The sequence below is a fragment of the Sporosarcina contaminans genome (assembly GCF_042679045.1).
In the GTDB taxonomy this organism is placed as follows: domain Bacteria; phylum Bacillota; class Bacilli; order Bacillales_A; family Planococcaceae; genus Sporosarcina; species Sporosarcina contaminans.
Window position 1 is genome coordinate 13,477 of record NZ_JBHTLT010000048.1, and the last position, 23,399, is coordinate 36,875.

General features: G+C 40.8%; 18 protein-coding genes and 1 pseudogene. 14 read left to right on the top strand and 5 right to left on the bottom strand.

What is annotated here, in order from left to right; all coding sequences use genetic code 11:
• Positions 1-62 precede the first annotated feature (62 nt).
• On the top strand, positions 63-938 hold the full coding sequence (locus ACFQ38_RS10815; RefSeq protein ID WP_381480800.1) for a helix-turn-helix domain-containing protein: 876 nt from the start codon (positions 63-65) through the stop codon (positions 936-938).
• A gap of 134 nt (positions 939-1,072) precedes the next feature.
• Here the strand turns inward: ACFQ38_RS10815 and ACFQ38_RS10820 are convergent, their stop codons facing one another.
• Positions 1,073-1,564: a sigma-70 family RNA polymerase sigma factor gene (locus ACFQ38_RS10820; protein WP_336823744.1), complete on the bottom strand. Its 492-nt coding sequence runs from the start codon at positions 1,562-1,564 to the stop codon at positions 1,073-1,075.
• A 256-nt stretch (positions 1,565-1,820) separates the two neighbouring features.
• Here ACFQ38_RS10820 and ACFQ38_RS10825 point away from each other — a divergent pair, with 256 nt between their 5' ends.
• The 3 genes from ACFQ38_RS10825 to ACFQ38_RS10835 all read left to right on the top strand — a co-directional run bounded on the left by ACFQ38_RS10825 (position 1,821) and on the right by ACFQ38_RS10835 (position 4,986).
• Positions 1,821-2,360 (top strand): competence protein ComK, encoded by a 540-nt coding sequence (locus ACFQ38_RS10825; RefSeq protein ID WP_336823743.1) that lies wholly within the window; start codon positions 1,821-1,823, stop codon positions 2,358-2,360.
• A 150-nt stretch (positions 2,361-2,510) separates the two neighbouring features.
• Positions 2,511-3,308 carry a hypothetical protein gene (locus tag ACFQ38_RS10830; RefSeq protein ID WP_381480803.1) on the top strand — a complete coding sequence of 266 codons (798 nt, stop codon included), beginning with the start codon at positions 2,511-2,513 and terminating at the stop codon, positions 3,306-3,308.
• A 211-nt stretch (positions 3,309-3,519) separates the two neighbouring features.
• Positions 3,520-4,986 carry a peptide MFS transporter gene (locus ACFQ38_RS10835; protein ID WP_381480853.1) on the top strand — a complete coding sequence of 489 codons (1,467 nt, stop codon included), beginning with the start codon at positions 3,520-3,522 and terminating at the stop codon, positions 4,984-4,986.
• Between the two features lie 467 nt (positions 4,987-5,453).
• Here the strand turns inward: ACFQ38_RS10835 and ACFQ38_RS10840 are convergent, their stop codons facing one another.
• Entirely contained in the window at positions 5,454-6,557 is a 1,104-nt protein-coding gene (locus ACFQ38_RS10840; protein ID WP_381480805.1) for a Fic family protein, read from the bottom strand.
• 263 nt (positions 6,558-6,820) lie between these two features.
• Here ACFQ38_RS10840 and ACFQ38_RS10845 point away from each other — a divergent pair, with 263 nt between their 5' ends.
• Complete coding sequence (locus tag ACFQ38_RS10845; protein WP_381480807.1) at positions 6,821-7,909, top strand: hypothetical protein; 1,089 nt, start codon at positions 6,821-6,823, stop codon at positions 7,907-7,909.
• A gap of 461 nt (positions 7,910-8,370) precedes the next feature.
• Here ACFQ38_RS10845 and ACFQ38_RS10850 read toward each other — a convergent pair whose 3' ends face one another.
• On the bottom strand, positions 8,371-10,107 hold the full coding sequence (locus ACFQ38_RS10850; RefSeq protein ID WP_381480809.1) for a methyl-accepting chemotaxis protein: 1,737 nt from the start codon (positions 10,105-10,107) through the stop codon (positions 8,371-8,373).
• Between the two features lie 516 nt (positions 10,108-10,623).
• Between ACFQ38_RS10850 and ACFQ38_RS10855 the strand changes: the two genes are divergently transcribed.
• A complete protein-coding gene (locus ACFQ38_RS10855; protein WP_336823737.1) occupies positions 10,624-11,019 on the top strand; it encodes a VOC family protein in 396 nt (131 codons plus the stop codon).
• A 44-nt stretch (positions 11,020-11,063) separates the two neighbouring features.
• Here ACFQ38_RS10855 and ACFQ38_RS10860 read toward each other — a convergent pair whose 3' ends face one another.
• Positions 11,064-13,349, bottom strand: a complete 2,286-nt coding sequence (locus ACFQ38_RS10860) for a S9 family peptidase (RefSeq protein ID WP_381480811.1) — start codon at positions 13,347-13,349, stop codon at positions 11,064-11,066.
• A gap of 449 nt (positions 13,350-13,798) precedes the next feature.
• Here ACFQ38_RS10860 and ACFQ38_RS10865 point away from each other — a divergent pair, with 449 nt between their 5' ends.
• Complete coding sequence (locus ACFQ38_RS10865) at positions 13,799-14,758, top strand: threonine ammonia-lyase (RefSeq protein ID WP_381480813.1); 960 nt, start codon at positions 13,799-13,801, stop codon at positions 14,756-14,758.
• A gap of 67 nt (positions 14,759-14,825) precedes the next feature.
• Here ACFQ38_RS10865 and ACFQ38_RS10870 read toward each other — a convergent pair.
• A pseudogene (locus ACFQ38_RS10870) lies at positions 14,826-15,017 on the bottom strand (NAD(P)-dependent alcohol dehydrogenase); the annotation flags it as partial.
• 179 nt (positions 15,018-15,196) lie between these two features.
• Here ACFQ38_RS10870 and ACFQ38_RS10875 point away from each other — a divergent pair.
• The 7 genes from ACFQ38_RS10875 (at position 15,197) to ACFQ38_RS10905 (ending at position 23,174) form a co-directional block, all read left to right on the top strand.
• Positions 15,197-15,667, top strand: a complete 471-nt coding sequence (locus ACFQ38_RS10875) for a DinB family protein (RefSeq protein ID WP_381480815.1) — start codon at positions 15,197-15,199, stop codon at positions 15,665-15,667.
• Positions 15,668-15,729: 62 nt separating this feature from the next.
• Positions 15,730-16,224: a GNAT family N-acetyltransferase gene (locus ACFQ38_RS10880; protein WP_381480817.1), complete on the top strand. Its 495-nt coding sequence runs from the start codon at positions 15,730-15,732 to the stop codon at positions 16,222-16,224.
• Between the two features lie 587 nt (positions 16,225-16,811).
• Entirely contained in the window at positions 16,812-17,357 is a 546-nt protein-coding gene (locus ACFQ38_RS10885) for a helix-turn-helix domain-containing protein (protein WP_381480819.1), read from the top strand.
• Between the two features lie 18 nt (positions 17,358-17,375).
• Complete coding sequence (locus ACFQ38_RS10890; protein WP_381480821.1) at positions 17,376-19,418, top strand: hydantoinase/oxoprolinase family protein; 2,043 nt, start codon at positions 17,376-17,378, stop codon at positions 19,416-19,418.
• A 1-nt stretch (position 19,419) separates the two neighbouring features.
• Positions 19,420-21,150, top strand: a complete 1,731-nt coding sequence (locus tag ACFQ38_RS10895; RefSeq protein WP_336823731.1) for a hydantoinase B/oxoprolinase family protein — start codon at positions 19,420-19,422, stop codon at positions 21,148-21,150.
• A 20-nt stretch (positions 21,151-21,170) separates the two neighbouring features.
• Positions 21,171-21,485 (top strand): cupin domain-containing protein, encoded by a 315-nt coding sequence (locus ACFQ38_RS10900; protein WP_336823730.1) that lies wholly within the window; start codon positions 21,171-21,173, stop codon positions 21,483-21,485.
• Positions 21,486-21,857: 372 nt separating this feature from the next.
• Positions 21,858-23,174: a purine-cytosine permease family protein gene (locus ACFQ38_RS10905; protein WP_336823729.1), complete on the top strand. Its 1,317-nt coding sequence runs from the start codon at positions 21,858-21,860 to the stop codon at positions 23,172-23,174.
• The last annotated feature ends 225 nt before the right edge of the window (positions 23,175-23,399 follow it).

Genomic DNA, 23,399 nt, shown 5'->3' on the forward strand with positions numbered 1-23,399 from the left:
TAGAATTTAATACGGAATTGTTATTTGCGAGAAAATAAATAATGAGTACAAGGAGAAAATCCATGAAAGATTATGGTAGGACGATTCGAAAAATTAGAGAGGAAAAAGGATATACGATTCAGCAATTATCAGAAGGGATTTTATCTACTTCCTTTTTGTCCAAATTTGAACGTGGAAATTCAGACATAACTGTAAGCTACTTTTTTAAAATTTTAGAAAAACTCTCCCTTTCGTACGATGAATTCCTATTCGTCCATAATGATTTCAACCTTGATAATTTCGAAGTCTTTTTTGATATAGCAGACCAAGCTTACGTCAGTCGGGATCTTTCCCAACTACAAAATTTAAAAGAAATTCACTTGGAAAAATGGAGAACTACTAATATTGCAGCATATCGCTGTAACACATTAGCATTAGACGTTTTAATAAGTATTTTAAAAGACGAATTTGTGAGCGCCGAAAAAGAAGCCGTTGCATTTTTATTTGATTACCTTTTTAAAGTAGAAGTTTGGGGGTATTATGAATTGCGGTTATATAGCGCCACAATGTTCCTTATGCAACCAGAAATGGTTTTAACACTTTCCGAAACAGCCTATACAAAAAGCATTTATTTAAGAAAGCTCTCAAAGGTAAATCAAATTATTATCTATATCCTTTTAAATACACTCACGTATTTATTGAGACATAAGAAATATTTAAGTGAATGCAAAGTATTCATAGGATATTTAGATGAAATTTCGATCCCGGAAAAAGATCTTCTTTCACGCAATCATTTACTATACTTGCAAGGGATTTACGAAATACAAAAAGGTAATCAAGAGAAAGGCATAGAAGTCGTTCAGAAAGCGATTTCCATGTTTAGGGAATTAGGTTCAACGGGTCTCTTAATTGAAAGAGAAAATTATTTGAAAATCATTTTGAAGAACAATGAACGTTAAGAAATGGTTAGGATATTTGTTCAAAATGGAAGACGCTCATTAAACAAATGAAAGCCAGTCAACACCATAACGACTGGCTTCATTTTTATATTCAACACACTCGTTTCGTTATCAACGAAAGGTAATTCACACTCTCACCCCCAACTCTCCAACCTCCCCCTCAACTTCTTCAAAATTCTCTCCCTCCGTTTCTTCACCCCCGCCACACTGATGCCGATTCTCTTGGCACACTCAGCTTGGGTGCATTTGTCAAAGAATAGCCATTGCAGCAATTGCCGTTCTTCCTTTGTTAAATTGCCTAAAGCATGTGGAAGAAGGGCAATCGATTCGTTTTCTTCTACCTCTTCCCCACCGATTTCTCTAATTAATATTTCGTCTTCTGTCGGCATCGTACGCTCTTCCACACGGCTTTCTTTTTTCATTTCATCTAACATTGCGCCGCGAATGGATCGGTATGCGAAAGGCGTAAAATTTCCTTTTTCCTCGTCATAACGCGTCCAAGCTTGCCAGAGGGCTACTCTGCCTACTTGCCGATACTGTTCATGGTCTCGGTAAATATGCAATTGGCGAATGCATGCGGAAATCATTGGTTCATATTGCGTTAACACGTCTTCAAAATTCAACACGTAGTTGACCTTTCCGATCGTGCACGATTCAGTTTATTCCCGGGTGTCTTCATCGTAGAGGGAAGTACGATTGAATACCAATTCGCATTCGAGACATTTGACATACTAAACGTCCACTATAGACAGGTGAAAAGAAATAGTTTAATGATAGAATCTTGAAATTAATATGTATTTTTGTACTACTCGAATAAATTGTATGATACTATATAAATATGTGGTATTAAATGAATAAGTTTGTAAATAAGGGAGGATCAGTATGAAAGATTACAGTTTATACCTTGATCATCGAGCATTGGCACTGCAACATGTCCATACCGGTGAATACTTGTCCGAAATTGTTACAACTCATGGAGTCTATCACTCAAAGTTAAGCCCTACCACATTGCTTAATCGGGCATGCCTTCGCAATCACTCTTCAATGAAAGGTCGCGAGGAGGCTGTTCGAAAAGTGTTCGGTTTCGTACAGAAGCCGCCATTCCTCATCTCGGAAGATGTAGGCGTATTTCCGATCATGTCATCCGAACATCCGGAGTGCACTTGGATTTTCAGTCACTTCTTCAATATGGAGGTGCTTGGAAAGAAAAGAACAAAGCTCATTTTCATTGACGGCACGGAGATTATCGTTCCTGTTTCCCATGACGTTGTTATTAAACAGAAAACAAAGCTGCATACGCTTCTTAGCCATAGCTATCAATTAAAACAAGCTTACTTCGCTGATTATCCGCACTCATTCGTAATGGAAAGAAGCGACACAACCTATTCAACGTCCAGCAGTAAAAAGAAAAGAAAAAGGTAGCTACGAAAAACAACCAGCCATCCTTACGAAAATTTCGTCGGGGAGGTTGGTTGTTTTTTTATATCTATTTATTGTATTTCAAAAAAATGTTCGATTCAGTATCCCTTTTGAACCCTCCTCTCTATATAGAAAGTAAAGGGGGAATGAAACATGACACATTATTTAAAAGCATACGCACGCTTCACTACAATTGAGGAATTGGACGCAGCAGCAGAGCAACATCTCTTCCGTCACTATGATCATTTAACGAAATCTGATCGCCAAGTGCTGGACATCATCCGCCGCTACTCTGTGAAATACGGCGCAGCACATTTAAAACATTGTACGATTGAAGAGGCAATCGGAAAATCCAACGTCACTGTAAGACGCGCAATCCGCAAATTAGTCAGACTAGGCATCATCGAAAAAGTTCACTATATCCGTCCTGTCATGAGCGGGTTAGGAGCTAATATTTACATTATTTTGCCTGTCGATGACCATGGGAAAATGAACGATCGTAACAATGGTAACAAACCGCATAACGACACGGAAAAAGACAAAGAAACAGAGGACGAAGCTTTTCTTTCTAAATCCTTACAAGATAAAGATCTTAAAACCACGTCTCCTATGGAACTGTCAAAGTATTCCACAAGCCTTTTTAGCAAAATGAAAAAATTGCTTGCCCGGACGATCGGCAATACAAAAATAGCCCGTGAACTGTTTGGAATCCATAGGGCCATTTCGGGAGGCATGCTAAAGTTTGATATTTACAAAGAGGACAAGCATGTGTTTGAAGAACTACCATACCGTGCACTGCTAATTACAGTAATGGCGACAAAACGAAAAGCGATCCGCAACTTGCCGGGATATTTCAAAGGTGTGCTGGAAAAATTGATTGACGAGACATACTTCAACGATATTTTTATGCTATTTGATGCACCAGTTGAATATAGTGATCGTATCCTCTAAATTATCCCATTATATTATATTTTCAAAGTGATTTTTTATCAACAAACCCTCCGATACTTTACAAACAGCTTTAAATATCAAATAATTTACAACTGTCACCATCTTGGAACATTGTAAAAATTATAATATTCCTATAGCATTTTAAAGCGCTTACATGTTATTCTTTATATAGTAAGGAGGGTTTATATTGTCAAAATTAACAAAACAACAAATGATCGATAGCGCTCCGCAAACAGGGTTCTTCGGACACCCCAAAGGGCTATTTACGCTATTTTTCACTGAATTTTGGGAACGCTTTTCGTATTATGGGATGCGCGCGATCCTTGTATTCTATATGTACTATGAAGTTACAAAAGGTGGGCTCGGATTAGATAAGACCGTCGCACTTTCAATCATGTCGATTTATGGTTCACTTGTTTACATGTCTGGAATTATCGGTGGATGGTTAGCCGACCGAGTCTTCGGAACGACCAAATCCGTTTTCTACGGCGGTATTCTCATTATGTTAGGACATATTGCTTTGGCGATTCCAGGCAACTTGGCACTATTCTTCACATCAATGGTACTGATCGTACTCGGAACAGGTTTATTGAAACCGAACGCTTCCAGTGTTGTCGGAGACTTGTATGCAGAAAACGATAACCGCCGTGACGCCGGGTTCAGTATTTTCTATATGGGTATCAACTTAGGGGCATTCATCTCTCCGCTCATTACAGGTGAATTGATGAAGACAAGCTTCCACTTAGGGTTTGGTGTGGCAGCTGTCGGAATGTTCTTCGGTTTAGTCGTATTCGCTATGACAAAAAAGAAAAACCTTGGACTTGCTGGTTCGCAAGCTCCAAATCCATTGCAGCCATCTGAGAAAAAACGTGTTTACACGATCTTCACGGCATCGGCAATCGTCATTGCAGCCTTAGTTGCAATCTCGATTCCACAAGGCTGGTTGACGTTCGATTCATTCGTTAATCTCGTAGGAATATTGGCTTTCCTAATTCCTGCAGCTTATTTTATCGTAATGTATAGAAGCCCGAAAACAAACGAGGTGGAACAGTCCCGTCTATTAGCTTACATCCCACTCTTCTTGGCAGCTGTCCTATTTTGGGTAATTGCTGAACAAGGAGCGACGATTTTAGCACTTTACGCAGATACACGGACAAATTTAAACTTCATAGGTATTGAGCTTTCACCGGCTTGGTTCCAATCGTTCTGGCCATTGTTTGTTATTTTCCTTGCACCGTTGTTCGCTGTGCTTTGGACAAAATTAGGCGATCGTCAGCCGTCCATCCCGAAAAAGTTTTCATTAGGACTGTTGTTTGCTGGGCTATCTTTCATCGTCATTTTATTGCCAGGCTATTTTGGTGGAACCGATACGCTCGTTAACCCGCTTTGGTTAGTGCTTAGCATTTTCTTCGTGGCAGTCGGAGAATTATGTCTCTCCCCTGTCGGTCTATCAGCAACTACGAAGTTAGCGCCAGCCGCTTTCTCAGCACAAACGATGAGTTTATGGTTCCTTTCGAATGCTGCAGCACAAGCATTAAACGCACAGCTCGTTAAGTTTTATTCCGCAGAAACTGAAGTGCTTTACTTCGGTTCAATCGGTGGAGCTGCAATACTTTTCAGTATCGTGCTATTCCTTATCTCGCCACTAATTCAGCGATTTATGAAAGGCATTCGATAGTTCATAACAAAATATGCTATACGAAACACCTCTCAAGACGGTTGAGGTCACCGAGAAAGTTCACTTGAAAGGGCTCCATCAAAAAATGTTGATTTGCGTTCCAAGCGGACACTTTCCGTGGGGCGGGCGGAGAGCCAATCAAACAGCGCAAGGTTTGATTGGCATTATTTCTGCGCCTTTGGCAGAAATAATGCATCCGTTTCTGTGCTCGTACCGCTCCGCTTTTATTCACAAAGTCCGTTCCATGTATCGGCTTCGCTTATCCCACAGGAGTCGCCGCTCTACACTCCAATCAACAGAACTAACCTCAATAAAAAGAGAATATAGAAATGTGAAGACAAAGCGATCCACTTCCTTTCATCGGGAAATGGATCGCTGTTTGATTGCATAGATAACAGATTAAAAATTAAACTATAGTTACTCTATCATTCAATTATCATGGTACATTTGAATAAACCTTTTAACAATTACCCCTGAATAATATTGATCAAATCATAAAAATAATATTTACGATTTCGCCTCCGATCATCTCCAAATACCATTCCTAACTGCTCTAATTCTTGTAGTCCTGATCTTACTGTCTGCTGTGTAAGACCTGTATAATTAGCAATTTGAGCAGCATTTGTAATAGGTGAGTGAAATAATGTACCCCATACTTTTCTTGTAGAATTCTTAGTGATTCGCTTGACACCTTCTTTGAACAACTGTTCAGCGCGATCCAATTTTTCATACTGATGATCTGCCATCCGAATGGTTGCATCCATAAAAAATACGATCCAACCTTCCCAATCCGGATTTTTCCTGCCTATACCACGGATACCATTTAAAAAAGCATAATATCTGAATTTCTCCTTTTCAAGTTCCTCACTTAAGAAAAAGAATGGTGATTCAATTAACTTTGTTTGTAAAAGATAAAGAACGATCAAGATTCGCCCAAGCCGTCCGTTCCCATCTAAAAATGGGTGGATTGACTCGAATTGGCCATGAATGATGGCACATTTTATAAGCGGATGCAATTCTTGTGGTTGCTCTTCCTTATAAGGATGCCCATTCATGAATAACTCTAAGTTTTTCATGTATTCATCCATCAACTGTGGCTCTGGAGGTATATAGGAAGCCTCTTTTGGATTATTGGAAGGGCCGATAAAGTTTTGGACTCTTCGATATTGTCCTGCTGCGCTAATAGCACCCCTAGCATCTTTCATTAAAGTCGCATGAAGTCGACGAATTAATCTTTCACTTAGAGGATAACCGTTTCTGATTTCTTCAATTCCAGTTTGTAACGCCTCTCGATAGTTTCGAACCTCAACCTTTTGCCAGTCTTCGCTAATTTCCAACTGGTCTTCAAGCATGTCACTAAATGTAACTTGGGTACCTTCAATTCTAGTCGACTCAACAGATTCAAATAATGTGAGAAGCTCTAAGAAAGATTTGTTCACAATAGAGTAATTCAATTTCTCTTTCAATCTTTCTAACTTTGATGAAGCCTCTACAACTTTCCTATAAAGCTTTAGCTCCGTTTCTGGAGAAAATGATAACGGAAGCATGGGAAGTGAATATGGACTTTTCATATAATATGCTCCTTCATTAAGTAAATAATTATATTTTTTCATCCTTACAACAGTATATACCACTTGTAAGGTAAAAAATACAATGAAATTAAACTTATTTTGCTGTGCAAATGATCCACTACGTAGTAAGGTGAAAAATAAGTACATTACTAATTCTACTGTGTTATTAGAACCGTTCAAATCGTGGATAAATAGGTAAAAACGATGCTATTTCAGCTTTTAGAGTGATAAGATAATATAGTGTAGAGAAGGGGTGAATTGATTTGAAGAAATACTATACGCTATTGTTTATAAGTTTATTTGCGTTTGTTCTGGTCGGCTGTTCAGATCATATTAAAACAGTTGACACCAAAGAGGCAGAAGCAATTGACGTCTCGGATTATTTCCCGCCAATCGGCATGATGAGAACATATAACCAATACGATCCCGACGGAAAAACAGTTGAAGCGATCGATACAGTAAATTTATCGATCAACTCTGACGGGCCAGACACAGTGTACATTCATGAGAAAGGCGGAATGGCTTCCGAGTCCATTAAGGAATACGTCGTTAACGAAAAGGAAGTTCGGCTCGTTTATGTCGTCAATGCATTGAAAAATGAAGAAACGGCTATTGTAGAACTGTCCAACAAACCGAAATGGGAAAAGAATGACAGCGACAAATCAATTAGTTATTTGACTGCAACCGGCTTGACTGTTGAAGTTCCGGCCGGCAAATACGACAATGTAATTGAAGTGACGACCGTCATCCCAAATGACAAAAAGGGTCGCAAAACTGTACATTATTATGCGCCTGAAATCGGTCTCATTAAAACGGTATTCGGCTTTGAAGACGGAGACAACTTTACATTTTCCGAGTTAAAGTCTTTGGAAATGAAAGAAGATACAAGCGAGGCAGATCATCAAGTTAAACAAGATGAAGAAACAACAACCGATGCAACAGAAGATGAGGAAACTACGAGTGCAGATGCAAAAGAAGGCGTCTATTCGAATAAGCAATACGGATTTTCATTCGAAATGCCTGCCGACATGCTGAAACGATTGACTGCTGACACTGGCTCTTGGGATTCTGACGCTATCGCAACAGTCGATTTCACTTTCACCGATACAGACCGGTCAATTGAACAAAGTCTCTTCAGCATTATCGTTTTTGAGAATGATGGCAATGCCGACAACTGGGAGCATACCGTTTACAAATACGTCGGCTCAAATGATTCCTACATATTCGCCTATACAATGTCGAGCGAACCGAATGAAGAGATGTTGAAGCCGGAAAATGAAGATTTGTTGAAGAAAGTGCAACAAATTGCAGAAGTATCCCGGCAATCGATGGAGACGTTTGAGGCAGAATGAATGATGAGGACCGGCATGTGGATTTAGCACATGCCGGTTTTTCATTATGAAAAAACGTTACTTTTATAGGATTGGAGGCTCTTTGGGAAACCCCTCCCACACCAAATAGCTTTTGTCTGTAAACCGTTACAACTACCAACCCATCTTCTTCACAAAACTGGCCAGCCATAGATCGAACGCCATGTCGATTCCAATGCTTCCCTACCCCTTTTAATGTCTGATCTTTTAATATGTCTGTGAAATTACCGGCTATCCCCTTCAGCTCCATAAAAAGAAGCACCGATCCAAGTCTTCTGGTATGGATATCGTCAAAAACATCCAAAAAAACTGGAGGTGCTTCCTATAAACTTTGAAGTCCCTTGCTTAGGCATCACAACGGATCATCAACAGCTGTTGTTAGTCAAACGACCTTAGATTTTCGCCACTCTCTACAAATCTTCACGAGTTCGATCGGCTTCAAATTACAATCGAAACTTTCCAACCGACTCTTGTAATTCTTCAGCCATATAGGATAACGAAGATGCCGACGATGCGATTTCTTCCATAGAGGCTAATTGTTCCTCTGTCGCGGCTGAGACATCCTGACTCTGATAAGTCGTTTTGTTAGCTATTTCATCAATTGCTCGAACGGCTTCCACTACTTGTTCTGTTCCTTTCGTCATTTGCTCAATTGATTCCGATACTTCTTGAATTTGATGAGAAACATTATACACAAATTGCTGGATCTGTTTAAATGAATTCCCTGCATCGTTTACAACATTAATGCCCTTTTCAGTCTCTTCTGCCCCTTTATTCATGGACGCCACTGCTTGTCGTGTATCCCCTTGAATGGAAGAGATAAGGTGACGAATGGTCTCCGTTGATTTTGCCGACTGCTCCGATAGCTTTCTCACCTCATTTGCCACAACTGCAAAGCCTTTTCCATTTTCACCGGCTCTTGCCGCTTCAATGGCTGCATTTAAAGATAAAAGATTGGTTTGGTCTGCAATATCAGATATTACATTCACAATTTGATTAATTTCCTCTGAACGTTCTTCTAATGAATAAATGATTTTTCCTAAATCCGTAACAGACTCATTAATGGATTGCATTTGTTCAACAGATAGTTGTATTGCCTGTTCTCCATTCCTTACAATGTATAGTGCTTCATTGGACGTGCGAGAAACGTTTTGGGAGTTCTCTTCAATTTGATGAATTCCTAAAGACATTTCTTTTACAACTTCAGTTGTTTGTTTTACCATTTCTGTTTGCTGCTCCGTACCGATTGCCACTTCTTGAATTGCATTCGCAACCTGTTCTGTCGCTTGACTGTTTTGTTCTGAGCTTGCATTCAACTCTTCTGAAGAAGATGCCAATAGCTCCGCCTTTTCACCAACGTTCTGAAGCAACTGACGCAATTTAAAGGACATCGTATTATACGCCTTTGCTAATTGACCGATCTCATCCTTCGATTCAGTCAAATGAGTCTCCTGAATGTTCCCATCCGCGATGCTCAAAGATAATGCAGTGACATCCTTTAACAAAGTTATTTTCTTTCTAATCGCCAAATAAAATACGGTAATGCTGATTAAAATAATAATAAGTGTACCAACGACAATAATCGTCTTCACAATGGCCAAATCTTCATAAAACTCATCTTCAAATACAGTAATTCCTATATACCAATCCCATGGCTCAAAATGTTCCATATAGGTGATTTTTTTTCTTGTCACGCCGTCGTCACTATTAAAATCATCAAAATAGACATAGCGATCCTCTATATTTTCAGCAAGCGAACCTTTTACCATCTTTTCTCTATTGGTCGTATCTTCCGGAATATCTCCGACTGGATTACTTGGATGAACTTGGGAAGAAAAATTTCCATCATACCCTAAGATATACCCTTCTCCCTTATACAGAAAGTGAGACTTCTTATAATCATGTTCTCCATTTTCAAGCTTCGGTCCACTCAATAGGATTCTCGCTTCATCTTTCGCTTCTTCTAAACGAATGCTACCATTTTCCACCTGTTTATTGATTGCTTCTAATGTCGCAAAAGAGCTATTTACGATATGATATAATTCTTGTTTCCCTGCATTAATCAACTGATTTTTAGCAACATAATAGCTAATTGCCCCAATAATAGATACTGAAAACACAATAATAACAGTGAGTAATGATAACATTTTTACAGAAATACTATGCCACCGATTTTTCACAGCTCACCCTCCTTAAATCTCCAAGTATTCCACTAATGTCCATATCCATCACCTAATGTTTGTAGTATATAAAGGTAATAAAAATAGAAACTACCGTTTTTCCTGATTCTTTTATTATGCAATCAGACATGTTTTACAATCGTTTCATATTGCATTAGTGATATTGTTTATATCGACTGATTAATATAAAATTATAGTCTTTTCGACACACATCGCTTTTTCATAGTTTTGGTAATTAGAAGGATCAGCTTGTTGACAAACGCTCGCATACTGCGTTGCTCGTCTCGCTCGTCCCCTCATGAACCTAAGTTCTATTCGGGTCTTCGCTCGACTTCGCGCCTTGTCTGACAAGCGTTTTCAAGCCAAGCTGGGCAAACACCTATCTCATGACTACAAACCTTAAAAGAACATATATTTTTTCTAAAAACATTTGCTGATCATTTACAGTGTTCATTCCCTTATGATAAAATCAATTTCAAAAGTTTGATAATTATAAAAATAATAAGGAGGGAACTTATGGGGAGATTAATTCATTTTGAAATTCATGTAGATGACATGGAACGTGCAAAGAAGTTTTACGGAGAGGTGTTTGGCTGGTCCTTTCAAGATTGGAGCGATTATGCAGGCATGCCGTACTTTGGGGCAGTTACGGGCGATGATGCTGAAGTAGGTATTAACGGCGCTTTAATGAAGCGACAAAGCGCACCTCCTGAGGTTGGTCAAGCCTTAAATGGGTATGCATGCACAATGGCTGTGGAAGATTATGACGTTACAGAAGAGAAGATTTTAGCAAATGGCGGCGTAGTAGCCAAATCGAAACACGCCCTCCCTGGATTGGCGTGGCAAGGGTATTATCACGACACGGAAGGCAATATTTTCGGGATTCATCAACCCGATGAACATGCGAAGTAAGGTAAAGAAGTCCCCTCGTTTACTACAGCCGAGGGGACTTTCTGTCATTTTAAATGTTTATCAAAAAACTCGATCATCGCATGATAAAATTCAATGCGGTTTTCTTCATTTTGGAATCCATGTCCTTCATTTTCTTTTAACATGTATTCAACATCGATGCCTCTCTTCTTCAAAGCTTCCACGATTTGATCGGATTCAGCCTTGTTGACACGAGGGTCGTTTGCACCTTGCGCGACAAATAGAGGTGTTTTAATTTTATCGGCATGGAAAACCGGAGAAACCGCTTCAAGCAATTCCTTATCCTCTTCTGGATGGCCGACTCGTTTGTATAGATCGTTTCTCATTGTTTCCCAATATGGCGGGATCGTATCGAGTAATGTAAAGATGTTTGAGACGCCGACATAGTCTACAGCTGCCGCATATAAATCCGGAGTGAACGTAATGCCCGCTAATGTCGCATAGCCTCCGAACGAAGCCCCGTAAATGCCGATCCGATCAGGATCTGCAATGCCTTGATCGATTGCCCATTGGACGCCATCTGTAATGTCATCTTGGATTTTCAAGCCCCATTGCTTATTCCCTGCATCCGTGAATGCTTTTCCGTATCCAGTGGAGGAGCGGAAGTTTACTTGGAGAACCGCATAACCACGATTGGCAAGGAGTTGTACTTCCGGATTATACCCCCATACATCACGTGCCCAAGGGCCGCCATGCGGGTTGACGATCAACGGCAATTGCTCTGGCTTCTTATTCTTCGGCAATGTTAAATAGCCGTGAATCGTCAAGCCATCTCGGCTTGTGTACGAAATCGGATGCATATCTGCAAGCGTTTCCCGGTCTAACCACGAAGCCAATTCTGTCAGTTTAGTTAGTTCTTCCGTTTCTGTATCGTAATAATAATAGGTGCCATATTCCTTGTCACTTGACACGGAAATAATAAACTTCGTCAGTTCTTTATTGTAATCTTCAATAGACAATTCACTTTCACTTACGTTCAATTCATCCATTAAATTATTAAAGAGGTTTTCGAATTTTTCATCGAAAAACACGTAGTGAAGTTTATCCGTAAAATAAGCACCTGCTAATATGGCATCTGTCGTGGAGTGATAAAAAACGCCTGTAACATCGACGTGGGGGTTAGAATAAAGAACTTTTTCATTTCCCTCCAGGTCAAGGACGACTAATTCAATTTTATCGCGCTCCTTATTAGACAATGCATAAATGGATTTGTTATCTTTCGAGAATGCAATGGGTGAAACCATATCTCCCGCTTCCGTTTGGACAAACGGTTTAAATTCATCCTCTTCCGTTTCGCGGTAGAGAATTGTACTATCCACCCCATCTGATTCAATCGCAATTCGAATTTTACCTTCATGATCAGCGAGCCATCCAGCAATATTGCCTGGGTTTTTTGCTACATGATCTAATTCGCCGGTTTTAATATTGAGTCGATACACATCATAGACAGTCGGATCTTCTTTGTTCATTCCAATGAGAATTTCATCTTCGACGCCTGTCAAGTTGCTGATTAGTTGGACACGAACACCGTCATATGGCGTTAAGTCACGTTCTTCCTGACCGTTGAAGCTGGACGAATAAATATGGTAGTTTTCATCACCGCCATTGTCTTTTACGTATAAAATGTGGTCGCCCTTCCAAAAGGATGCTGCGATATCCCGATCTTTTGAGCTTGTTACACGAATTGGCTCATCCTCACCATTCATCTTTTTAACAAAGACATTCATACGATTTTCCCACTCGGAGCTATATGAAATGTACTCTCCATCTGGTGACATCTCGAAACCGAAATCCCCAGGGTTCTTCATGAAATCTTCTACCGAAATTTCACTGACCCCTTTATTATCGATTCCCTTTAACATATATTGTTTAGCGTTCTCAAGAATGCTTTCCATTTCTTCTGCTGTAACGGTTTCATCCGCTTGACTATAAACTTTTAAAAGCCCATGAATCTTTGCGGATTGCATGTAGTCAGAAATCGTCTCTTCCTTTTCCTCAATGCCAAGAGCCCGGACTAATACTTTAGAAATGTCGCCTTTCGTAATATCCTTTGTAGAGCCTACTTCAGTGTCCCCAGTCCAACGCTTTACAATTTCCTCTCTCATTTCTTTCGACCCGTGTTGATACGTCAGTACGTCCAAAGCAGATTGGATAAAATCGTCTACGGATACAGGAGCCTCCGCTTTTACATTTTCGGCAACACGAACAGTTTCCCGATCGATGGTCCGAATTGAGTCGTTCGCTTGAGCACCTATTGGATAAGTCACTATAAGCGCTGAAGCCATTACTGCAAGTAACGCTTGTTTTTTCACTGGTAAAATCCCCCTTCAACTGTATTACTTACATAGTACACATATACAATAAAGAAAGTCAACTGAGTAAGTAGACTTTTATAACAATTACGAAATGAGTGGAGAATGGTTTCATTTAAAATGGAAATTTTTAGATCGGGAAGTTTGTAGAAGTAAAATGTTAGTATTTTTCTTAAGCGAAAAAGTATGTATGCAAACATCGGTTATGGATGTAAATAATCAAATGTAGGAAGGCTGACCCTTTCAAGAACCTGTTCACTGTTTTAGTCTTATCAATAATCGTTTTCCCATTTGCTCAATATGTTGTAGCCAAAAGGTATAAATAATATCGACAAAAACGCTTGGATACACTTCCAGGCATTTTAAGGTACTCCCCCTATCCCCGTTTCTCCGGAAAAGCTATAATAAAAGTATTATTCCATAGAACAATTAGGAGGGATAAAAACGTCATGATTTCTGTAAAACATGTAAAAGACGCGAGGGAACGAATTAGCGGTATAACCCATACCACACCAATTCTACAGTCAGAACAACTCTCGAAAATATGTGGGAATCAACTGTTTTTAAAATCGGAGCACTTACAAAAAACGGGTTCTTTTAAAATACGTGGAGCAAGCAATAAAGTCATCCATTCAATTGAAAACGGTGCAAAATATGTAACAGCTGCGTCATCTGGCAATCATGGCCAAGCCGTTGCCTACGTTGCCAATCAATATGGTGTTCCAGCAACAATTGTTGTTCCTGAAAATGTGAGCAAGTGCAAAGTGAACGCCATCAAAGCTTACAATGGCAAAGTGGAAATGTGCGGGACAACTTCTGCAGAACGTTTGCCAAGAGCACAAGCGATTGCCGATCAAGAAAATGGCGTATTCATCCCCCCATATGACGACCCATTCATTATGGCAGGCCAAGGAACGGTTGGTTTGGAAATGTTAGAGCAAGTGGATCAGATTGACGCCATCATTGTGCCTGTTGGAGGCGGTGGACTTCTTTCCGGAATTCTGACTGCCATTAAAGAAACGAATCCGAAAATCAAAGTGATCGGCGTAGAGCCTGAGATCGCTAATGATACCTACCTTTCATTGCAAATCAAGAAAATTACCGCAATCCAGTCTACGACTACCATTGCAGATGGTTTACGAACGAACCAGCCCGGTGATCTCACCTTCCCTGTTCTTATGAAATATTTAGATGATCTTGTTCTTGTGAGCGAGGATGAAATCCGCCAAGCCTTCAGTTTCGTTATGGAACGCACGAAACAACTGATTGAACCGTCAAGTGCTACAACGATCGCTGCAGCAATGTTTAACAAACTGAATCTCCAAGGAAAAAACATCGTAACGGTTATTTCTGGTGGAAATGTAGATTTGGAAAAGATACGTCAACTAATTGTAGAGGTTACGGAATGACAATACGCTACGAATAATTAAGAACCTAAAAAGGAATCCAGTATTTACTGAATTCCTTTTTTGGTAGTTATTCGCTAATTTTCAAGATAGGCGTAATGACTTCGCCCTTTTTCGAGTCTTCAAACGCCTCATTAATTTGATCAAACGGATAGAACTTAACTAATTTATCGAATGGGAACATTCCTTGTTTGTAGTATTCAACCAACTCTGGGATAAATAGCCGTGGCACGGCATCGCCTTCGATAACACCTACCATTGTTCTACCTTCAGCCATAAGATCTTCAAAACGAGAATATCCTCTTATTACATTTTATTGCGTATGTTTCCCAAACTATATACCCTCATTAATCCGCCACTCACTGTGAACAAAAACTTACTCTTTCACACGAACATTTATTCGTTTATAATAACTACATACGAATGAAAGGAGAGGTACATATGCATTCAATAAACTTAATTCTTTTAAATTTCAACGAAGTACGCAGAAGAAGTAGAAAAGTATGGACATCGATTCCACAAGAAAAACTGAACTGGAAGCCCGACGATGAGGCAATGACTTGTTTAGAGATGATTCGGCATGTGTTAGAAAGTGAGCATTATTACCATTTAGCCATTCAAAACCGAGGCAGTTTAGAAGTGTTTAACTCTCCATTTGAAAATCGACCTTTTTCTACTGTAGATGCGGAATTGGAATTTGCAGAGCCCTTTCGAAATCAGTTCATAGAAACGATTCAAACCTTTTCAGAAGAAGATTTATCTAGCATTACAATTGATCGTTCTGATTCGGGATACATAAGAAGCTTGGGGGACATGCTGCTAAGAGTCGCCTATCATGAATCAATTCATACCGGCCAATTGTTAGATTATTTACGAACGGCAGGGATCCCAAGAGTTAATATTTGGGATTAAATGATCTACCTTGGATGCTATGCATTTTTGCGATTACACTATTTTAACCGGAGGCTCCTACAATGAAATCCAACGACTTACAAACTTCAGTTGTATTAGTTGAGTACAACGATACATATGACGAGCATTTAGTGAATTACCATTTACCAGAAGAACAACTTCAATTTACAAGTGCGCCTTTAGTGAAAATTAATAACCCGATTGTTTCTAACACTGCTAAACATATCCTGATTCTCGAAAACGATGTTCCAGTAGGTTATTTTGCTTTAGAAGATGGCGAAAAGCTTTTAAAGTATAGTAATAATCCGAATGCTCGTTTACTAACATCCTTCTCAATTGATTTTCGAAATCAAGGAAAGGGATTGGCCAAAATCGCGCTGCAGCTTTTACGTGAGTTTGTTAGAAAACACCTACCTAATACAGACGAAATTGTCCTCGGGGTTAACAAGAAAAATACGCCTGCATACAATCTCTATTTAAAAACAGGATTTGTTGATCGGAACGAATATTATGAAGGCCCAAAAGGTCCGCAACATATTTTGCATTTGAAGGTTTGATGAGTGCTTGAAAGCTTTGGAGGGAGTATTCACCAATTGGACGAAATATCTTAAATCTTGTAGGCGTACTCATTGAAAGAGACTTCAACTCCCTATTTTGAAAAATAGTTATAATAAAATGATATACAAACGAATATAAGCCCCTTTCCCACATTTTTTGTGGAACGGGTGCTTATTTTATTCCTCCCATTTTTCTCCTCTACAATGACACAATTTTGTGGGCAAGGTTGAATTACATCGATGACTGAGTCGCTATTTTTGCTGTTGCACTATTATCCAATTGTAATCGCCTGAAAAGTAATCTACCATCTCCCTGTAATGGTTGGTTGTTTTTCCACAATTTTTTTATTTTTTCTGTCTCTACTTCATCCTTTTAAGACCACTTCATGTGAGACTCCTTTTTACGGTCATAAAAGCTTTCATCTCAGTGTTTTAAGTGTATTTTAATTTTTTTAAAAATGGAAAAAATATAATCCTCTTCCAAAATAAGTTTACAGACAATTATCAATAGTCCTTGCAACTCAAAAATTATTATGCTATATTCATAACTGTTACACATATACTTCAATTCTGAAAGGATATTCGTAATGGATGAAATTCACACTAAGATCAAGTCTTTACGGCAGGAGCGTAATCTTACGCTAAAGGAATTGAGTGAACAAACTGGATTGTCACTCAGTTTTTTATCTCAAATTGAAAGGGGTGCATCTTCCTTATCCATCACCTCACTTAAAAAGATCTCTGATGCACTTGGAATCCATATCAATTATTTCTTTATGGAAGAAAATCCACAGCAAAATTACGTTGTTCGTGCAAACGAGCATCATAGTTTTACAACAAGCTCTGGCAGCCAAGAATATACAAGACTAACAGGTACGTTCAACAACCGGAAATTGGAGCCTTTAAAAGTTGTACTGCCGCCACATATGCACGAGCAGCACTCCTTTAGCCACAATGGAGAAGAATTCTACTACGTGCTAAAGGGCGAAGTGATTTTCTATTTGAATGAACAGAAGTTTCATTTGTTCGAAGGAGATACAATCCACTATCCTTCCAGCTTGAATCACCAATGGGAAAACCCGCTATCAACGGAAAGTATTGTTTTAAGTATCGTGACACCAATCATTTTCTAATACAGGAGTGTGAACAACATGAGAGTAGCTACAGATATCGGGGGAACTTTCACCGATTTAGTGTACGTGGATGAGAATGGGAATATCGGGATTGATAAAAGCAGTACGACTCCACCAAACTTTGAAAAGGGTGTGTTGGATGTCATCAAGAAAAGCGGTGTCGATCAGTCGTCCATCTCGATGTTCATTCATGGGACAACCGTTATCATCAATGCGTTAACGGAAAGAAAAGGGGCTAAAACAGCTCTGATTACAACGAAGGGATTCCGTGATGTATTGGAAATTGCTCGAGGAAACCGTCCGGATCTCTTTAATGTAAACTATGAAAAACCGACACCATTCGTTGAGCGATATTTGCGACGTGAAGTAGATGAGCGCATGAATTATAAAGGTGATGTGTTGCGCGAATTGAATGCGGATGAAGTCAAAGAGTGCATTGAATACTTCAAGAAGGAAGGCGTAGAGGCAATCGCTGTTTCTTACCTCCATTCTTACAGAAACCCTGCACACGAACAGCAAACTGTTCAACTAATTAAGGAACTGTGGCCTGAAGTGAAAGTTACCGCTTCGAGCGACATTACACAGGAATGGCGGGAATATGAGCGGACAAATACGGCTGTGTTAAACGCATACGTGCAGCCTGCAGCTACTACTTATATTGACCGGCTTGAAAATGAATTAAAAACTCAGGCGGAGATTGATCAGCGATATATCATGCAATCGAACGGCGGTACAACTAAGTTCGATAAAGCGAAAGAAGCACCGATTAATATGGTTGAATCCGGACCGGTCGCTGGTATTTTTGGCGCAGCTGTTTTAGGTGAAATGATCGGAGAAAAAAATATCATTGCGTTTGATATTGGCGGAACGACAGCGAAATGCTCACTGATCGAAAACGGAGAGGTGAAAGTATCCACGGATTATTACATCGAAAGAGACAACCGAAGTGCTGGCTATCCAATTAAGACACCAGTCGTCGATATTGTTGAAATCGGTAATGGCGGCGGCTCTATTGCTTGGATTGACCGGGCAGGTTCCTTGAAAGTCGGTCCGCAATCTGCGGGTGCCAACCCAGGTCCTGTCGCTTACGGTCAAGGCGGAACTGAACCGACAACGACAGATGCAAATCTGCTCACCGGACGGTTGTCTCCAAAGAATTTTGATTATAACGTAAATTTAGATGCCGTTCGCTCTGCAATTGACACAAAAATCGGAAACCATTTTGGGATTTCACCTGAGGAAGCGGCTCTCGGCATCATTCGGATTGCCAACTCCAATATGCTGAATGCGCTGAAATTGATTTCAATTCGAAAAGGTTACAATCCGCAAGATTTCACATTGTTAGCTTTTGGTGGCGGTGGTTCCATGCACGCACCGGCATTGGCACTTGAACTTGGCGTTAAAAAAGTAGTCGTGCCGATTGCGTCACCTGTCTTCTCCGCGTGGGGCATGCTCATGACCGATCTTCGTCACGACTATATTCAAACGTATATTAAGCGGATGAACGATTTGGCACCGGAAGAGATTGATCGCCAGTGGGAAGAGATTGAACGCAACGCATTGCAGCACTTCAGCGAAGAAGGTATGGAAGCGGAAAATGTAGAGTTCCACCGTTTTGCCGATATGCGTTACCTTGGACAAGAACATACCGTGAAAGTGCCTGTTGCAAACGGCAAATGGTCGGAAGAAGTGAAAAAGCAAGCTATCGAAAACTTCCACAAGCTACATGAAAAGAACTATACATTCAAATTGGAAGATGCCCAAACGGAAATCGTCAACCTACACGTGACGGCGTTCGGGAAAGTTGAAAAACCGATCATTTCCAAAATTGAACGAACAAGTTCATTGGCAGAAGCGAAAAAAGAGGACCGTGACGTCTATTACGAAAATAAAGGCTGGGTTCCAACACCTGTCTACGACAGAGACAAGCTGCCGACAAACGAAGTGATTACAGGACCTGCGATTGTCGAAGAAAAAGCGGCAGTCACGGTCATTTATGAACAGCAAAAGCTCTATTTGGACGACTACGGCAACATTATCATCGAAAAGGAGGACAACTAAGATGACCAACACAACTAAAATCGATCCGTTCACATTGGAAATCGTAAAAGACTCCCTATTGGCCGCCGGTGATGAGATGTTCGTTGCACTAGCGCGGACGTCCATGAGCCCGATCATCTATGAAGTGCTTGATTATGCAAGCGGCCTAACCGATGCGAAAGGAAACCTCTTAACACAAGGAAATGGCGTTACGGGATTCATCGGCATGCTAACGTTCATGGTAAAAGAAACATTGAATAAATATCCGGGCGACCAATTGAAACCTGGCGACATTATTATCATTAATGATCCGTACCAAGGCGGGGGCTCACACTTATCTGATGTCGGTCTCGTCATGCCAATTTTCTATGAAGGTGAAATCATTGCCTTCTCTGCAAATAAAGCACACTGGACAGAGGTTGGAGGCAAAGATCCAGGTTCATTCACGAACGACTCGGTCGATATTTTCCAAGAAGGTCTCCAGTTCTCTTGCCTTAAACTTTTCGATGAAGGAAAAGTGAATGATGCGATTGTTGAAATCATCCGTTCAAACGTCCGCTTCCCTGATCTTTCGCTTGGTGACATGTGGGCGCAAGTCGCTGCACTTCGGACAGGTGATCGTCGTTTGCAAGAACTGTGCGAAAAACATTCAAAAGAAACGATTCTTGCTGCGATCAACTACTTGCTTGATCATGGCGAAGAGATTGCACGTCAGGAATTGAAAAATCTTCCGAAAGGAACTTTTACTGCCGAGGACTTCATCGACACGGACGGAGTTGGAAATGGCCCTTTCCCGATTAAGGTGAAAGTGACGATTACGGATGATGAATTCATCTGCGATTTCAGAGGAAGCTCTCCTCAAGTAGTAGGCCCTGTAAACTGTTCCTATACAGGACTCGTTTCAGCGGTTCGGACGATCTTTTTGGCAATTACAAATCCTGATCAAGACGTAAATGACGGGGTTTTCCGCCCATTGAAAGTAATCGTCGATCCTAAATCCATCATGTCGGCTGAACGACCAGTTCCCGTTTCCAATTATTTTGAAACGCTGCTTGGAAGTCTCGATCTTGTTTGGAAAGCGATGGCACCGCATTTGCCGAACCGCTTGACAGCAGGCCATTTCTTATCTGTTTGCGCAGTAACATTGTCAGGCACTCACCAAGACACAGATGAGCCGTTCCTCATCGTTGAACCATCTGTCGGCGGCTGGGGAGCTTCGGACCGGAAAGACGGCGAGTCTGGACAATTTTGTATGGCCGATGGCGAAACATACAATGTGCCTGTTGAAGTTGCCGAAACGAGATACGGCGTTATGTTGGATGAATACAGTTTACGGCAAGATGGCAATGGAGCCGGGGCAGGTAAATACATCGGCGGTAAAGGAGTCATCCGTTCCTATCGTGCCATGTCAGACGGCCAAGCTGTCACTGTGACATTCGGCCGCAATCAGTTCCTACCATGGGGAATTGCAAATGGACGCGATGGTTCACCGAATGAATTTTACGTCGTCACATCAGATGGGGAAACAGACGGACCTTATGGTGTCTACCCCCGTTATAAATTGGACACGAATGACGTCGTCCGCCTCATGACTGGCACTGGCGGAGGATATGGCGATCCGAAAGAACGTCCGGCGGCTCAGGTTGCAATGGATGTAAAAAATGATTATTTCACGGTGGAAGAAGCACGTGAACATTTCTTAGTCGAAGTTGATCCAGAAACATTTGACTATAAAGAACTGCCCGGAAGATAACTATTAGGAGGCTACTAAGAATGAAGAAAAATACACCACAAGAGACAAAAGACATCGTACAAAACTTATTCCATGATCAATATCCCGGAGCGGAAGTCAAATTCGGATATGTATCGGTACCGCCTGGCGAAAGACTGCCAAGCGAAGGCACTACGTTTCATGAAGAACAAGAATACTCTTTCATTATAAATGGCACGCTGAAGGGCGAATCTGGCGGTGTCCCTTATGAAATTACAGCCGGAGAAGCTTCTTTTATCCCTGCCGGTGAGCCCCATTGGAGTGTAAATGAAGGCGATGAACCGGTAGAAATCATCTTTGCGCTCGTAAAAGCGTAAGTTCGAATTCTACAACAATGGTGCGCTCACTGCAAGACATTCGAGAATATCCGTTCTGCGACTGTCATTTTCGGTTACCACAAGGACGAATGCCGTACAGAAATTGAATCTCTTCATCCTCTTGCAGCCGCCCATTTTGAGCAGCCAAAACCATAAGGCCGAGGCTTCTATTCGCCCCAGTCTTATGGTGGAAGGCAGCTGCGATTGCTATAACGTGAACTGACCAATTAACCAATGAATTGATAGTAAAAATGATAACACTACTGCTCGAATGCATAGTTTTTTACGGATAGGCTGAGAGCCCAACACATCTCGAAATGTGGGCAGCTCAGCTTTTTTCATACAAATTCACGCAACAAAAGGGGTGTAAGGATGGAACAACAACAAAATCAGAGCCATACAGATACAGATTTATTGGGCAAAGACAATGCGCTAGCTCCAGTCCCTGAAAATGAACGGCAACATTGGCTAACACCTGCGATGATTTTCGGAGGCTTGGAATTCACAATTCCGGTTCTCATGGTAGGTGCTTCCTTAGCGGCGAACTTCGGTTTAAGTAAAATATTTTTGATTTTAATTATTTCACTATTCGGATTCCAATGGGTTGGGAATGCACTACAAGGCTATATTGGTGCGAAAACGGGACGCTCCTCGTCCGTCATTGCCAAATCCAGCTTCGGTTCCGTCCAAGCAAGGGTTATTGTCGGTTTCACGATCTTTATCGTGTCTTTAGGCTGGTGGGCGTTACAAACTGCAGTAGCTGGAAATGCTATGTCCGCAATGTTTGGCATTGACTACCATACGAATTGGTTCGGATGGGCACTTGTAACAACGATAGCTGGATTTCTTTTCGCTCTCCCATCCATCATTGGCTATAACTCTATGAAATGGACGGATTATCTTGCAGTCCCTTCCGGCCTTCTATTGATTATCGGAGGCATCTATCTTTCTATGAAAAACACTGGATTTGATGCGATCCTGTCATGGAATCCAGAACCAAGCATGACCATTTTAGCCGCAATCAGTTTAGTAATTGGAGTCAATGTTTCCCAATGGGTAATCGCTTCTGACTACACGCGTTATGCCAAGCCGAAATGGAAAGATAATTGGTTGATCCCGAGTGGAATTGCGGTAATCGGCTTCCCTCTCTTCATCGTCGGTGCGGTCATGTCCGTCGGCGTTGGGGATGCGGACATCGTAAACGTCATGATGAACTTAGGGTTCCCATTCTGGGGATTCCTCATCTTATGGCTGGCAACTTGGACATCTCAATTGGTTAATAACTACAGTATGGGACTTGCTTTGGCAAACGTGTTAAATGTAAACTCCGGCAAAGGCCGCGCTCTATTGACACTGCTTGGCACAATATTGGCTATTATCGTAGCTCTTATGGGGATTCTTGATTACTTTGAAGACTTCCTGTACTTGACCGCCCTTCTCTATCCTGCGATTGGGGGCATTATGATGGGAGACTTTTTCATCATCCGAAAACAAAAATGGGTTGAAACTCCAGGGTGGAACTGGATGGCGACAATTGCTATTATTGCAGGCGTAGCGGTCGGTTACATCACTCAATATGTATATCCTACCGGATTACCAGCAGTTCAATCACTACTCATTTCACTCATCGTTTACGTCGTTGCAATGAAAATCAAGAAAAACATTGCACCTGATCAATTCACAAGTTGATCGATTTCATCTAAAAGAAGCCGATAGGAAAACTCCTGTCGGCTTTTTTATAGACCAAGAAATTACTTTCGTACCGTTGTTTATTGGCAGCAGGGTTTTCGTAACTATGGTTGTTCTGCTTCTGTAGGGTTCAATTTGAATAAAAATGACCCACCTTGATCCGCGTTGTTTAGAGGCGTGGTGGGTTTTTGTTGTTATTATTGTATTGGCACGCTTTTATCTAAT